The following is a 15,647-nucleotide window of genomic DNA, read 5'->3' as shown; positions in this document are numbered from 1 at the left end:
AATCGCGGCTTTTAATCGCCAACCAGCCGGCCATTCCGATGATCGAACCCAAGCGCGTCTTGCGCGCCCTCGCTGAACACTGGGCACTTCTGGAGCCACTGTGCGAGCACTTCGACCAAGGCACATTGAGCCTCAACGAACTGCGTTCACAGTTGGCAGCCCAGCAACTCGACAGTACGCCGCAGGACATCACCAGCCTGCTGGACGTGTGGATCCGCCTCGACATTCTGGTTCCCGTGGCAAAAAGCCCGAACCGTTTCGAGCTCAATGCGCAGATCCACGACTTCCTCGCTTACCTGCGCCGTGAGCACCGTCTGGGCCTGTGCCTGGAAATCGAAGCCTATCTGCGCCACCTCGAACGTCTGGCCGGTTATATTCAGGACGCTTTCGACATTCGCGACGGCCACGATCTGGCGCGCCAATTGCGTTTGCTCGACATGCGCGTACGCGATGTATTGAAGAAACTCGCCAACGACGAACAGGCCCTGGTGGCCGTCGCCGAACGCGCCAAGACCAGCGACCGGCAGATCCCGCTGCGTCAGCGTTACGCCGAAGTACTGGCGACCTGGGACGAATACGTCGAGCCGATGATTCAGTTGGTGAACGCCGACGGCGCCTTCGAGCAAGGCGTGCGCAAGGTCGAGAACGTCCTGCTGCGCATGCTCACCGAACAACAGCGCCTCGGTCACCTGGTCGACGACGACATGCTGCTGCGTACTCACGCACGCATTCTCGAAATGCAGACCAGCGCCCAACTGACCCTGCGCCACGCCCGCGAATTGCTGCTGCCGTTGCGTGAAGAAGCCCGTCGACACAACGCCGTGACCCGAGGCGCTGCGCTGGCCTTGTCGGCCATTCGTCGCAAAGGCATCGATGCGGTGCCGCAAGCGGCGATGCCGATGTTCACCCGCCCGCAAAGCACCTTCCTCGGCAGCGCCAGTCAGGTCGAAGCCTACGTTTATGCGCTGGCCCGATTCGAGCCGAAACCGGCGCGCTTCCCCAAGGCCCACAAAACGCAGAAAGGCGAAGCGCCGCGCGCGCCACGCACGGTTCGGGAAATGCTCGAACGCTGCGAAGACGCCCTGCCGATGCCGGACCTGATGACCTGGCTGCTGGAGCAGGAGCCGGACGGCGCCACCGACGAATTGCTTTACTGGTTCTCGCGCCTGTCGCGGGAAAAACGCTTCACACGCGAGCGTCTGGAACGCCGCGATTACCACACTCACGAGCACCAGGTCAGCCTGCGCTCCTTCGCCCTGCTCTCGGCCCGCGACACCGCCGCCGAGGATTCTGCGAGCACCCCACATGCATCTTGATCTATCCGAACTGTCCCAACTGGCGCCGATCTTTCGCGAGCTGTTCAAGGGCTACCACGTCAGCCGCCGCGACCCGGAGCTGTACGCGCAACTGTCGAACTTCCAGGACCAGTACCGCACGCTGTTCAGGGCGCTGGGCTATGAGTTGGTCTGCGATACCCGTGGTTTCTATTACTTCGTGCCGGACCTTGCGGCGGCAGCGGTGAACAAGACTGCGCAACGTCTGGCGTTGTTCACCTTCATCCTCGTCGAGCACTTGGCGGATCAGGGCCGTGACCCGGTCGCCGTGCTCGACGGTGGCAGCCTCGGCCGCGATGAATTGCCGTCCTTGCTGGAAAAATACCGCGACCTGTTCATCCAGGCCGAAGTGCAGACCGTGGAAGAACTCGAAGAAAAAATCATGCGCCGCATGACCCAGCTCGGTTTTGCCGGCGAAGAAAACGGCATCTACCGCTTCCTGCCGCCGATGCATCGTTTCCTCGACGTTTGCCTGTCGGTTCAACAAGACCGCGATCTGGCGGCCAGCCTGCACAGCGTCTTACCGCTGCCGGTTCCGGTGCTGATCGATGACGACAGCGACGAAAAACTGCTGCAAACCGATGATCCGCTCGATCTGAGTGACTTCGAAGAAGAAAGCGAAGAAGACGCCATGGCCCGCGCCATTGCAGAAGAACAGGAGACCGACGCATGAGCAAGGAACGCTACGGCATTCGCCGCTTTGCCCTTTTGAACACCGCCGGTTACAGCCTCGGCCTGTTTCCACTGGAAGAACCGTTGTCGGTCTACGGCGCGAACAACCTCGGTAAATCCGCCTCGATCAACGCGTTGCAGTTTCCGATTCTGGCGCGCATGTCGGACATGAGTTTCGGCAAGTACAGCCTGGAACAATCCCGTCGTTTCTACTTCGCCTCGGACACCAGTTACATCCTGGTCGAAGTCTCGCTGCCCCATGGTCCGCACGTAATCGGCGTGGTCGGGCGCGGCCCGGGCGGTGGTTTCGGTCACCAGTTCTTTGCCTACGCCGGCAAACTGGACCTGGCGCATTACCAGAAGAACGACACCTGCCTGCGCCAGAAAGAGCTGTTCACCAACCTTGAGCGTGAGGACCTGAAAGCCTATGAACTCAAGCCGGATGAGCTGCGTCGCTTGCTGGTCGGCGGTCACACCTCAATCCCGCTGGACCTGACCCTGATCCCGCTGCGCTCCACCAGCGAGCAGAGCCTGAAGACCTTCCGCGCACTGTTCATCAACTTGCTGCACATGCGCGAAATCACCGCGGCCAAGCTCAAGCAACTGTTCCTCGATGCGTTTGAACACAGCTTGCGTTCCGGCAGCGTCGATTACATCGCCGCGTGCGAAGAAGCGTTCCGCGATGTACGCCGCATGGAGCAGGACTACAACTCGCTGGTCACCGCCGGCCCGTTGGTTGAAGCCCTCGCCGCTGGCGTGACCCAGCGCAATATTCTGCGCGGCAAGTTGCACCGGATCTCTCCGCTGCTCGATTCGTTGCTTGGCACTTGGTCGGATTACGCCAGTGCGCGCAAGGAAGAGCTGACGATTCAGGCCGAGCACTACCGCAACGAACAGGACGCGCTGCAAAACGATCAGCGTGGCGGCACTCAGGAGTTGATGCGCCTGGAGCGGGAAATCACCGGCATCCAGCGTTGGCTCGGCGAACTCTCGGCGTTGAAGAATCGCTTCGCGTTGGTCGATGACGTCAAAGTGCTGGAGCAGCAACTGCTCGCGGCCAAGGACGCGCACGATGAACTGGCCGGTGCGCTGGCCCAGTCGCGGCAGTTCTCTGCCGAAGACCTCGAAGAACGTCTGCGGGACCTGGAAAAACGCCTGAAATCGGTGAAACAGCAACTCGATCACGCCGACAACAACAGCTACGCCCGTCTGCGCGAAGAGTTCTCGCAGCAGGACGTTGAGCGTTTGATGCGTCTGTTCAACAGCGCGCTGTTCAGCCTGCCGCTGGGTGAGCATGGCATTACGCTGGATGAGGACGGTCAGTGGGTCAAATCCCTGGAGCTGATCCTCGACGGCTTCAAAGGCGAGCGTTTCGAAGTACCAGGCCTGGCCATCGACATCTCGCACATTGAGCCGCCAGCCCTGCAAGCCTTGGCCGACCGCGCGGCATTGCGCGATCAGAAAGACCGCCTGGAGAAAGAACTCAAGCAACTGAAAACCCAGGCTGCCGTGGTCGCCGACCGTGCAGCGAGCAAGACCCAGACCGAAGCGCTGTACCAGCAAGTGCTGGATGCGCAAAAAGCCCTGGAAGATTTCCGCCGTGCACAAACCCTGAGCGCCGAAGAAGGCGACAAGCTGGAGCAACTGGCGCAGATGGAAGCGGCGCAGGACGAATTGAAGCGTTCCAGCGATGCCTTCACCGAGCGCGTCCAGCAACTGTCCGCCAAGCTGCAACTGGTCGGCCGGCAGATCGGCGACATGGAAGCCAAGCAACGCACCCTAGACGACGCCCTGCGCCGCCGTCAGCTGTTGCCCGCAGACCTGCCGTTCGGTACGCCGTTCATGGACCCGATCGATGATTCCATGGACAACCTGCTGCCGCTGCTCAACGACTATCAGGACAGCTGGCAGGGTTTGCAGCGCAGCGATGGCCAGATCGAGGCGCTTTATGCGCAGGTTCGCCTCAAGGGCGTGGCCAAGTTCGACAGCGAAGACGATATGGAGCGTCGCCTGCAACTGCTGATCAACGCTTACGCGCACCGCACCGACGAAGCGCTGACCCTCGGCAAGGCGCGTCGTGCGGCGGTGACCGACATCGCCCGGACCCTGCGCAACATCCGCAGCGACTACGACAGCCTTGAGCATCAACTGGCGCTGTTCAACCGCGAGATCAACAAACGTCAGGTCTCCAACCTGCAGAGCTTCCGCATCGTGCTCGCGCCGAACAAGGAGGCCCTCAAGCACATCGACCAGATCATCCACAGCGCCGGTCAGTACGAGGAAGGCGAAACCCTTTCGGTCTTCGACCTGAGCCAAAGCGCCGATCAGGACAACAAGAACGAAGAAGCCAAGGAATACCTGGCGCGTCTGGTGGCGGCTAACCACAACCAGCTGGGCCTCAAGGACTTGTTCGAACTGGCGTTCGAGATCACCAAGGTCAATGGTCAACCGGTTATCCACACTGACATCGATGGCGCGGCCTCCAACGGCACCACGATGACCATCAAGGCGCTGACCAACATGTACTTGTTGCTGCACTTGATGGACCGTGATCAAGCCGGTCGCGTGCGCCTGCCGTACTACCTCGACGAGGCGGCGGACATCGACGAGAAGAACCAGGCTGCGCTGCTGGAAACCAGCCTGCAACTGGGCTTTGTGCCGATCCTGGCGAGTGTGAAGCCGCAGGTCTGTGCCAGTGTGGCGATTGACCTGGAAGGTGGCAGCGGGCCAAACGGGATCTACATCGATGAGGCGGACTGGAAGTACATCCGTCGTCATGATGAGGTGAAGGCTGTGGTCAGCGTTGAAGCAGATGAGCCGGAGCTGGACGCGGTTTGATTTGCGTTAATCGAAGGCATTAAAAAGGCCGCGATCCAATGGATCGCGGCCTTATTTTGGGCATATCTTTTTAGTGATTCAGTGTACTTGAGGGCCTCTTCGCGAGCAGGCTCGCTTGTATGGTAGGACTTGAAGGGAGGAGGAGGGACAAGGCTCGATTCTGACTGTTGACGCAGTACAGACTGTGGGAGATTTCGCCCCTCCTCCTTTCACCCAAGCGCCGATAAAGAATGCATCTGGCTAGACCGACGATAGGAACAAGCCTGCGCCTCTGGGTGAGCCCTTCAAGTGCTCAAACCTTATCTCGGAGGAAATCCTATGGCAATGCCGGTCTCTCTATCAAAACCGATCGTGGGCGTGGATGTCGCCAAGAATGAACTGGTGATTTATCAGGCTGATAACGATTTGCTTAAAGAGATTCCCAACACTAAAACATCCATCAAGCAGTGGCTGAATACGTTGCCGGGGACGGTGGCTATTGCCATTGAGGCGACCAACATCTATCACCTGGACTTTGCTGATCTGGCCTATGAGGCCGGATGTGCGATTTACATGGTGGGAGGCTATGAACTCAAACATTATCGCGAAGGCGTGAAAATCCGCGCCAAAACCGACGCGCTGGACGCCAAGTTGCTGGCCCGTTACCTGAAGAACGAAGCCGAGGAGTTGCGCCCTTGGACCCCTCCATCACCGCTGTACCGCCAGCTCCTGAGCCTCTTCCGCCGCCGGGCTGCCTTGGTCCAGGCTAGGGTTGGCCTGGTGCAGAGTTGGTCGAATGAGCCGCTGCTGAAAGCGGCTTTTGCAGAACAAGTGAAGTCCATGCAGCAGCTTGAAACGCTGATCGAAAAGACGATCAACGATCAGCTCAAAGAAGCCGGTTTACTCGGTCAACTGAAACGTTGCCTGAAAGTTGAAGGCATTGGATTTTTGACTGGGGCTCGCTTGATAACTGCATTTCAGCGCGGGGATTTTAGAAACGCGGATGCGTTTATCGCCTTCCTGGGCATGGATTTACGGGTGTCTAAATCAGGACAGAAGGACGGTCGCCGCAGTTTGACCAAGCGCGGTGACCCCGAGGCCCGCCGGCTTCTGCACAATGCAGCGATGTCGGCTAGCCGTACGAAAGCCTGGAAAGGGTTTTACGAAGCCCAAAGAGCCCGGGGCTTCAGCACCACTGAGGCGCTGGTGATGCTGGCTCGCAAGCTTGCGCGGGTGGCATTCGCCTTGCTGAAAGGGCAAAGCGAATATCAGTCAAAGGTCAGTTGAGGGTTTCCCCTCAACCATAGAATCTCCCACAGGGGGTTGGTGTCGATCACAAATTCCGTGGTCACAGCAAATCCCTTGTGGGAGCGAGCCTGCTCGCGATGGCGGCATCAGGGAAACCAATAGTCTATTTACCGAGTGAAATCTTCGGCGCCCAGGTCAGCCATTCATCTTCAAACTTGTCGAACAGCGGGAACGTCTGCTCAGGCCGCGCCGGATTGCCCATGCGATCACCCTCCGGCGTGGCGAAGGCGATACCGCCCTGAATCAGCGTTTCCAACGATTCGGTACGGACCGTCGCGCCTTTGAACAAGCCGTAGTCGAACCCGAAACCGCTGGTGTTCCAGAAACGCGTGCCGCTGCGCACCAATGGCGCGTATTTCGGCTCGATCAGAATGTGCACCAACACACGGTCAGCGGTCTGACCCAATTCATAGCCCGTCACCTTGCCCACGGTGACCTCGCGGTACGTTACCGGCACACCGGTTTTCAGTGAACCACGGCGAGCGGCGCTCAACACCAGACTCAAACCGGCTTCTTGCTTGGCCGATTCCGGTGGAGTGGCCAGGGCGACGAAGTTCTTCTGCGGCCCCAGATTCTTCGCTGCCGGCTGCACTTCGATGTATTGGCCAGTTACCAGCGTTTCCAGGTTGGAGGTCTTGATCAGGCCCAACTCAGGCTTGACCACCCAGAACTGACTGCCGACCCGGGCAATACGCTCCGGCACTTCGGTGATTCGTGCGGTGAGCATCACCGATTGCAGGTCATCACTGAGTTCGACATCTTCGATCTTGCCGACATCCAGGCCTTTGAATCTCACGGGAGTGCCACTGCGCAAGCCATCGGCGCGATCGACCTTGATCGTAACCACGGCGCCTTTCTGGTTGGCTTCCTCATGGCTGGCAAACAGGCGGAAACGCGGAATGCGTTTTTGCAACGGCGCCTTGGCTTCGGGGGTTTCGAAAGCGATGCCTCCGGCCATCAGGCTTTGCAACGATTCACTTTTGACCTGGATTCCACCGGTCAGTCCGCCTGTGAGCGTGATGCCGCTGGCATTCCAGAAGCGTGTCGAGGCATTGACCAGTCCTTCGTATTCCTTCTCGATGTGGACACCGATCACCAGTTGCTTCTTCTTTTTGGAGAACTGATAGCTCTGCACCGAACCAACCTTGACCTGCTTATAGAGAATCGGACTGCCGACTTCCAGCGAACCCAGGTTTTCGGTGAACAACACCAGGTGCAGACCGGGCGAACGCAGGTCCAACGGCGGCGCCTTGGGTCTGGCCACAAATTCACGTTGCGGCGCGGCCCCTTTGTCGCCCGGTCGCACAGCGATGTAGTTACCTTTGACCAAGGCCTCCAGCCCGGTGATGCCCGCAAGGGAAATCGACGGTTTGACCACCCAGAACTGAGTGCCTTCGACCAGGTAATCCTCGGCCAGTGGATCAAGTGTCAATTCGGCAGTGGCAGCATTCAGGTCCGGATCGACCTTCAGCGCTTTCAGGTTGCCGACCTGGATGCCTTTGTACATGACCGGAGTACGGCCGGCCTGCAGGCCTTCGAAATCGCTGAGTTTGACCTTGACCCGAATGCCGGCAGCGGCGGCATCGAAGTCCTCGTAGAGGCGAAACGGCAGGCTTGGATCGGTGGGCGGGCTGTCCTTGCGGTTCTCCGGCGTGGCGAAGGCGATACCGCCGGCGACGATGCTGGCGAGCGATTCGCTGCGCACTTTCACGCCGGACAGGTTGGCGTCGATGCTGATGCCGCTGGCGTTCCAGAAACGGGTGTGTTTGCGCACCAGATTGGCGTAGGTGGGCTCAATGAACACTTTGAGCTCGACTGTGCTTTGATCTTCCGACAGCAAGTAGCTTTTGACTTGGCCGACCTTGATCTGCTTGTAGAACACGGGGCTGCCGCGATTCAGTGAACCGAGACGATCAGCCTTGATGGTGAGGTGCAGGCCGGGCTGAGAGTCTGACAGCGGGGGCTCTTCAGCCAGGGCCTTGAACTTGCGGGTAGGCTCGCCCTCGCCGGGGCTGATGGCCACGTAGTTGCCGGACACCAGCGTTTCCAGTCCGGTGATACCAGCCAGGGTCACGCTCGGTTTGACCAGCCAGAAACGGGTGCTGGTCTTGAGGTATTGCTCCACGTCCTTGTTCATCTCGACGGTGGCGATCACACCTTTGGAACTGCCTTCATCATCGAGCTTAAGGGTTTTCACCTTGCCGACTGGCATGCCCTTATAGACGACTTCAGTCTTGTTGGCCTGAATGCCTTCACCGCTTTCGAAACGCACCTGTATCTCGATGCCAGTTTCGCTATAGGCACGCCAGCCGAGCCAGCCGCCGATGATCAGGGCGATCAGGGGCAGCACCCAGATGGCAGACCAGTTCGAAGCCGGTCGGGTTTTAGCTGTAGGCAAATCAGTCATGGTCGTCGTCCGACTCCGTGTTATCCCAAATCAGTCGGGGATCGAAAGTAACTGCGGCAAGCATCGTCAAAATCACCACACTGGCGAAAGCGATGGCGCCAAGATTGGCTTCGACGCTGGCAAGCCGTCCGAAATTCACGACCGCCACCAGGATGGCGATCACGAAGATGTCCAGCATCGACCAGCGGCCGATGAACTCGATAAAGCGGTACATCCAGATTCGTTGGCGTGCCGAGAGGGGCTGGCGGCGTTGTACTGAAAACAGCAGCAGTGCGATGCCCACCAGCTTGAACGTCGGCACCAGAATACTGGCGATAAAAACCACGGCGGCGATGGGAATCATGCCGTGCTGAACCAGCTGGATAACGCCCGACATGATGGTGCTGGGATCGCCCTGCCCTAATGAGCTGACAGTCATGATCGGCAGCACGTTGGCCGGAATGTAGAGAATCGCTGCGGTGACCAGCAGTGCCCAGGTCCGCATGACACTGTTCGGGCGACGGGCGTGCACCAGCGCACCGCAACGGGTGCAGGTTTGCTCGTCGGTGTCGGCTTCCTGCTTGTTCAATTCATGGCATTCGGCGCAAATCAGAATGCCTGCATCAATCGCCCGCATGGGCATCCTCTCCTGACAAAGCCTGCCAGATCTGATGAGGCGACATCACGACCTCCAACCAGACCTGGACCAACAACAAACTGATAAAGCAGGCCAAACCGAGACCTACTGTAATGGCTGCCATATCTGCCAGTTTTACGATCGCCACCAGTACGCCCATGAGGTAAACCTCGAGCATCCCCCAGTCCCTTAGATGGTGATAAATACGGTAGAGCAGCAAACCGTAGCTGCGTCCGATATCAAACCGGATGCTCAATAGCACGGCCAATTGGCAGAGCAACTTGAGCAACGGGATTCCCATGCTGCACAGGAACACAATCACCGAGACGCCTTGCATGCCGGTATCGAACAGACCGACAACGCCGGTCCAGACGGTGTCTTGCGACGATTGCCCGAGTAGATTGAGCTGCATGATGGGTAAAAAGTTCGCCGGGATGTACAACAACAGCGCGGCGATGACCAACGCGAGACTGCGCTGCACTACGTTGTGCCGATGGGCGTAGAGTTCGTAACCGCAGCGCGGGCACAGGGCTTTCTCGCCATGGGCAAGCTCAGGCTTGCGCATCAGCAAGTCACACTCATGGCAGGCCACCAAGTCGTCCAGCGGTAATTCTGACAGCCCGAGGGCGTCAACCGGATCTGGCATAAGGGCTCTGGCTCCGAAAAAAGTTGGACCTATTCTAGTGTCATGAGTCGAAAATAACTGTGCAAATTTGTGTTGTAGCTTGAGGAGAACTTTCCTGCGGACAAAACAAAACCCCTACCTGCATACGCAGATAGGGGTTTCGGAATTTAATCTTGACGATGACCTACTCTCACATGGGGAAACCCCACACTACCATCGGCGATGCATCGTTTCACTGCTGAGTTCGGGATGGGATCAGGTGGTTCCAATGCTCTATGGTCGTCAAGAAATTCGGTAGCCAGGTCGTTTGCCTTACGGCGCACGCTCCAGCGAATGGGTATGTGATAGATCTCGGTGTTTGTGAACAATCGAACTTTCGGTTCATTTCGTCTTCACACACCGCAATCTGGTGCCCTTTCAGGTCAGCAAATTGCTTGGGTGTTATATGGTCAAGCCTCACGGGCAATTAGTATTGGTTAGCTCAACGCCTCACAGCGCTTACACACCCAACCTATCAACGTCGTAGTCTTCGACGGCCCTTCAGGGGACTCAAGGTCCCAGTGAGATCTCATCTTGAGGCTAGTTTCCCGCTTAGATGCTTTCAGCGGTTATCTATTCCGAACATAGCTACCCGGCAATGCCACTGGCGTGACAACCGGAACACCAGAGGTTCGTCCACTCCGGTCCTCTCGTACTAGGAGCAGCCCCTCTCAAATCTCAAACGTCCACGGCAGATAGGGACCGAACTGTCTCACGACGTTCTAAACCCAGCTCGCGTACCACTTTAAATGGCGAACAGCCATACCCTTGGGACCGGCTTCAGCCCCAGGATGTGATGAGCCGACATCGAGGTGCCAAACACCGCCGTCGATATGAACTCTTGGGCGGTATCAGCCTGTTATCCCCGGAGTACCTTTTATCCGTTGAGCGATGGCCCTTCCATACAGAACCACCGGATCACTAAGACCTACTTTCGTACCTGCTCGACGTGTCTGTCTCGCAGTCAAGCGCGCTTTTGCCTTTATACTCTACGACCGATTTCCGACCGGTCTGAGCGCACCTTCGTACTCCTCCGTTACTCTTTAGGAGGAGACCGCCCCAGTCAAACTACCCACCATACACTGTCCTCGATCCGGATAACGGACCTGAGTTAGAACCTCAAAGTTGCCAGGGTGGTATTTCAAGGTTGGCTCCACGCGAACTGGCGTCCACGCTTCAAAGCCTCCCACCTATCCTACACAAGCAAATTCAAAGTCCAGTGCAAAGCTATAGTAAAGGTTCACGGGGTCTTTCCGTCTAGCCGCGGATACACTGCATCTTCACAGCGATTTCAATTTCACTGAGTCTCGGGTGGAGACAGCGCCGCCATCGTTACGCCATTCGTGCAGGTCGGAACTTACCCGACAAGGAATTTCGCTACCTTAGGACCGTTATAGTTACGGCCGCCGTTTACCGGGGCTTCGATCAAGAGCTTCGCGTTAGCTAACCCCATCAATTAACCTTCCGGCACCGGGCAGGCGTCACACCCTATACGTCCACTTTCGTGTTTGCAGAGTGCTGTGTTTTTAATAAACAGTCGCAGCGGCCTGGTATCTTCGACCGGCATGGGCTTACGCAGTAAATGCTTCACCCTCACCGGCGCACCTTCTCCCGAAGTTACGGTGCCATTTTGCCTAGTTCCTTCACCCGAGTTCTCTCAAGCGCCTTGGTATTCTCTACCCAACCACCTGTGTCGGTTTGGGGTACGGTTCCTGGTTACCTGAAGCTTAGAAGCTTTTCTTGGAAGCATGGCATCAACCACTTCGTGTTCTAAAAGAACACTCGTCATCAGCTCTCGGCCTTAGAATCCCGGATTTACCTAAGATTCCAGCCTACCACCTTAAACTTGGACAACCAACGCCAAGCTGGCCTAGCCTTCTCCGTCCCTCCATCGCAATAACCAGAAGTACAGGAATATTAACCTGTTTTCCATCGACTACGCTTTTCAGCCTCGCCTTAGGGACCGACTAACCCTGCGTCGATTAACGTTGCGCAGGAAACCTTGGTCTTTCGGCGTGGGTGTTTTTCACACCCATTGTCGTTACTCATGTCAGCATTCGCACTTCTGATACCTCCAGCAAGCTTCTCAACTCACCTTCACAGGCTTACAGAACGCTCCTCTACCGCATCACCTAAGTGATACCCGTAGCTTCGGTGTATGGTTTGAGCCCCGTTACATCTTCCGCGCAGGCCGACTCGACTAGTGAGCTATTACGCTTTCTTTAAAGGGTGGCTGCTTCTAAGCCAACCTCCTAGCTGTCTAAGCCTTCCCACATCGTTTCCCACTTAACCATAACTTTGGGACCTTAGCTGACGGTCTGGGTTGTTTCCCTTTTCACGACGGACGTTAGCACCCGCCGTGTGTCTCCCATGCTCGGCACTTGTAGGTATTCGGAGTTTGCATCGGTTTGGTAAGTCGGGATGACCCCCTAGCCGAAACAGTGCTCTACCCCCTACAGTGATACATGAGGCGCTACCTAAATAGCTTTCGAGGAGAACCAGCTATCTCCGAGCTTGATTAGCCTTTCACTCCGATCCACAGGTCATCCGCTAACTTTTCAACGGTAGTCGGTTCGGTCCTCCAGTTAGTGTTACCCAACCTTCAACCTGCCCATGGATAGATCGCCCGGTTTCGGGTCTATTCCCAGCGACTAGACGCCCTATTAAGACTCGCTTTCGCTACGCCTCCCCTATTCGGTTAAGCTCGCCACTGAAAATAAGTCGCTGACCCATTATACAAAAGGTACGCAGTCACCCAACAAAGTGGGCTCCCACTGCTTGTACGCATACGGTTTCAGGATCTATTTCACTCCCCTCTCCGGGGTTCTTTTCGCCTTTCCCTCACGGTACTAGTTCACTATCGGTCAGTCAGTAGTATTTAGCCTTGGAGGATGGTCCCCCCATATTCAGACAAAGTTTCTCGTGCTCCGTCCTACTCGATTTCATGACTAAGAGATTTTCGCGTACAGGGCTATCACCCACTATGGCCGCACTTTCCAGAGCGTTCCGCTAATCTCAAAGCCACTTAAGGGCTAGTCCCCGTTCGCTCGCCACTACTAAGGGAATCTCGGTTGATTTCTTTTCCTCAGGGTACTTAGATGTTTCAGTTCCCCTGGTTCGCCTCTTAAGCCTATGTATTCAGCTTAAGATAACCATCTTATGATGGCTGGGTTCCCCCATTCAGACATCTCCGGATCAAAGTCTGTTTGCCGACTCCCCGAAGCTTTTCGCAGGCTACCACGTCTTTCATCGCCTCTGACTGCCAAGGCATCCACCGTATGCGCTTCTTCACTTGACCATATAACCCCAAGCAATCTGGTTATACTGTGAAGACGACATTCGCCGAAAATTCGATAATACTCAATTAAGAGCAACTCACAAATTTTACCTTAGCCTGATCCGTTACCAGTGAAAGTAACGTTCAGTCTATCTTTCTATCACATACCCAAATTTTTAAAGAACGATCTAGCCAAAGACTAGAAATCAACATTCACCATCATCACAATGGAATGCTCATTTCTAAGCTTTCAACAAACAGAAGCAGTAGTGGTGGAGCCAAACGGGATCGAACCGTTGACCTCCTGCGTGCAAGGCAGGCGCTCTCCCAGCTGAGCTATGGCCCCGTATTTCTACAGGTTCCCACACAAAATTGGTGGGTCTGGGCAGATTCGAACTGCCGACCTCACCCTTATCAGGGGTGCGCTCTAACCAACTGAGCTACAGACCCAATTTCGGGCTGCTTCTTATCGTCTTCTTCAATGAATCAAGCAATTCGTGTGGGAACTTATGGAGCAGCTGATGTCGTCGATTAAGGAGGTGATCCAGCCGCAGGTTCCCCTACGGCTACCTTGTTACGACTTCACCCCAGTCATGAATCACACCGTGGTAACCGTCCTCCCGAAGGTTAGACTAGCTACTTCTGGTGCAACCCACTCCCATGGTGTGACGGGCGGTGTGTACAAGGCCCGGGAACGTATTCACCGCGACATTCTGATTCGCGATTACTAGCGATTCCGACTTCACGCAGTCGAGTTGCAGACTGCGATCCGGACTACGATCGGTTTTCTGGGATTAGCTCCACCTCGCGGCTTGGCAACCCTCTGTACCGACCATTGTAGCACGTGTGTAGCCCAGGCCGTAAGGGCCATGATGACTTGACGTCATCCCCACCTTCCTCCGGTTTGTCACCGGCAGTCTCCTTAGAGTGCCCACCATTACGTGCTGGTAACTAAGGACAAGGGTTGCGCTCGTTACGGGACTTAACCCAACATCTCACGACACGAGCTGACGACAGCCATGCAGCACCTGTCTCAATGTTCCCGAAGGCACCAATCCATCTCTGGAAAGTTCATTGGATGTCAAGGCCTGGTAAGGTTCTTCGCGTTGCTTCGAATTAAACCACATGCTCCACCGCTTGTGCGGGCCCCCGTCAATTCATTTGAGTTTTAACCTTGCGGCCGTACTCCCCAGGCGGTCAACTTAATGCGTTAGCTGCGCCACTAAGAGCTCAAGGCTCCCAACGGCTAGTTGACATCGTTTACGGCGTGGACTACCAGGGTATCTAATCCTGTTTGCTCCCCACGCTTTCGCACCTCAGTGTCAGTATCAGTCCAGGTGGTCGCCTTCGCCACTGGTGTTCCTTCCTATATCTACGCATTTCACCGCTACACAGGAAATTCCACCACCCTCTACCATACTCTAGCTTGTCAGTTTTGAATGCAGTTCCCAGGTTGAGCCCGGGGATTTCACATCCAACTTAACAAACCACCTACGCGCGCTTTACGCCCAGTAATTCCGATTAACGCTTGCACCCTCTGTATTACCGCGGCTGCTGGCACAGAGTTAGCCGGTGCTTATTCTGTCGGTAACGTCAAAACAGATACGTATTAGGTAACTGCCCTTCCTCCCAACTTAAAGTGCTTTACAATCCGAAGACCTTCTTCACACACGCGGCATGGCTGGATCAGGCTTTCGCCCATTGTCCAATATTCCCCACTGCTGCCTCCCGTAGGAGTCTGGACCGTGTCTCAGTTCCAGTGTGACTGATCATCCTCTCAGACCAGTTACGGATCGTCGCCTTGGTGAGCCATTACCTCACCAACTAGCTAATCCGACCTAGGCTCATCTGATAGCGCAAGGCCCGAAGGTCCCCTGCTTTCTCCCGTAGGACGTATGCGGTATTAGCGTCCGTTTCCGAGCGTTATCCCCCACTACCAGGCAGATTCCTAGGCATTACTCACCCGTCCGCCGCTCGCCACCAGGTACAAGTACCCGTGCTGCCGCTCGACTTGCATGTGTTAGGCCTGCCGCCAGCGTTCAATCTGAGCCATGATCAAACTCTTCAGTTCAAACATCTTTGGGTTTTTAAGAAACCCTAAACTTGGCTCAGCAATCGTTGGTTACATCTTTGATTTCTCGCGGAGTAACTTGTGATGCTGATAATCTTGTTGACTATCAGTCTGACTCCACAAGCACCCACACGAATTGCTTGATTCAGTTGTTAAAGAGCGGTTGGTTAAGATCTTTCGTCTCAACCGAGGCGCGCATTCTACAGCAGCCTCTGTTGCTGTCAAGCGGTTATTTTCAGAAGTTTTCAAAGTTTCCTTTGCAACTTCAACCACTTGCGCTTCCGATCTCTCGTTAGCGGGAGGCGAATTCTACAGCGTTACTCGCTGCTGTCAACACCTCTTTTTCTCCGCTTTCGACCGAGAAGATCGAACCGTCAATCAAGCCAAACAACCCCGCCTGATCAACTCCTTCTGGACTTCGATGACCTGAAGCAACTCGCTGTCGAAAACTGCGTAACTCTTTGTTTACCAAAGAGTTTTC

The 15,647-nt window shown here is 56.0% G+C and carries 7 protein-coding genes, 2 tRNA genes and 3 rRNA genes; 4 read left to right on the top strand and 8 right to left on the bottom strand.

The window, feature by feature from the left end:
- The first annotated feature begins 38 nt into the window (after positions 1–38).
- The 4 genes from mksB (at position 39) to AB4N91_RS01480 (ending at position 6,110) form a co-directional block, all read left to right on the top strand.
- On the top strand, positions 39–1,316 hold the full coding sequence (mksB, locus tag AB4N91_RS01495) for an Mks condensin complex protein MksB (protein ID WP_010458351.1): 1,278 nt from the start codon (positions 39–41) through the stop codon (positions 1,314–1,316).
- Positions 1,306–2,007 carry an Mks condensin complex protein MksE gene (gene mksE, locus AB4N91_RS01490; RefSeq protein WP_077749032.1) on the top strand — a complete coding sequence of 234 codons (702 nt, stop codon included), beginning with the start codon at positions 1,306–1,308 and terminating at the stop codon, positions 2,005–2,007. The genes mksB and mksE overlap by 11 nt, the downstream gene beginning before the upstream one ends.
- Positions 2,004–4,844, top strand: a complete 2,841-nt coding sequence (gene mksF, locus AB4N91_RS01485; protein ID WP_460112043.1) for an Mks condensin complex protein MksF — start codon at positions 2,004–2,006, stop codon at positions 4,842–4,844. Before mksE ends, mksF begins: the two co-directional genes overlap by 4 nt.
- A 318-nt stretch (positions 4,845–5,162) precedes the next feature.
- The gene (locus tag AB4N91_RS01480) at positions 5,163–6,110 is read left to right on the top strand and encodes an IS110 family RNA-guided transposase (protein ID WP_042932411.1); all 948 of its coding nucleotides are present in this window, start codon (positions 5,163–5,165) and stop codon (positions 6,108–6,110) included.
- A gap of 124 nt (positions 6,111–6,234) precedes the next feature.
- Here the strand turns inward: AB4N91_RS01480 and AB4N91_RS01475 are convergent, their stop codons facing one another.
- The 8 genes from AB4N91_RS01475 to AB4N91_RS01440 form a co-directional block, all read right to left on the bottom strand.
- The gene (locus tag AB4N91_RS01475; protein ID WP_460112042.1) at positions 6,235–8,538 is read right to left on the bottom strand and encodes a PqiB family protein; all 2,304 of its coding nucleotides are present in this window, start codon (positions 8,536–8,538) and stop codon (positions 6,235–6,237) included.
- A complete protein-coding gene (locus AB4N91_RS01470) occupies positions 8,531–9,154 on the bottom strand; it encodes a paraquat-inducible protein A (RefSeq protein ID WP_154914030.1) in 624 nt (207 codons plus the stop codon). The genes AB4N91_RS01475 and AB4N91_RS01470 overlap by 8 nt, the downstream gene beginning before the upstream one ends.
- Positions 9,141–9,800 carry a paraquat-inducible protein A gene (locus AB4N91_RS01465; protein WP_424478301.1) on the bottom strand — a complete coding sequence of 220 codons (660 nt, stop codon included), beginning with the start codon at positions 9,798–9,800 and terminating at the stop codon, positions 9,141–9,143. Before AB4N91_RS01465 ends, AB4N91_RS01470 begins: the two co-directional genes overlap by 14 nt.
- A gap of 150 nt (positions 9,801–9,950) precedes the next feature.
- Positions 9,951–10,066: ribosomal RNA gene (gene rrf, locus AB4N91_RS01460) — 5S ribosomal RNA — on the bottom strand.
- Positions 10,067–10,224: 158 nt separating this feature from the next.
- Positions 10,225–13,116 (bottom strand): 23S ribosomal RNA (locus AB4N91_RS01455).
- A gap of 249 nt (positions 13,117–13,365) precedes the next feature.
- Positions 13,366–13,441 (bottom strand) — tRNA-Ala (locus AB4N91_RS01450).
- Positions 13,442–13,468: 27 nt separating this feature from the next.
- Positions 13,469–13,545, bottom strand: a tRNA-Ile gene (locus tag AB4N91_RS01445).
- 82 nt (positions 13,546–13,627) lie between these two features.
- Positions 13,628–15,166: ribosomal RNA gene (locus AB4N91_RS01440) — 16S ribosomal RNA — on the bottom strand.
- Together the 16S, 23S and 5S rRNA genes with 2 tRNA genes alongside form the textbook arrangement of a ribosomal RNA operon.
- Between the last annotated feature and the right edge of the window lie 481 nt (positions 15,167–15,647).

This window comes from Pseudomonas sp. H3_D04, assembly GCF_054669175.1.
Note: the sequence above shows the minus strand (reverse complement) of the source record. Positions and strands in the feature narration are given on the sequence as shown.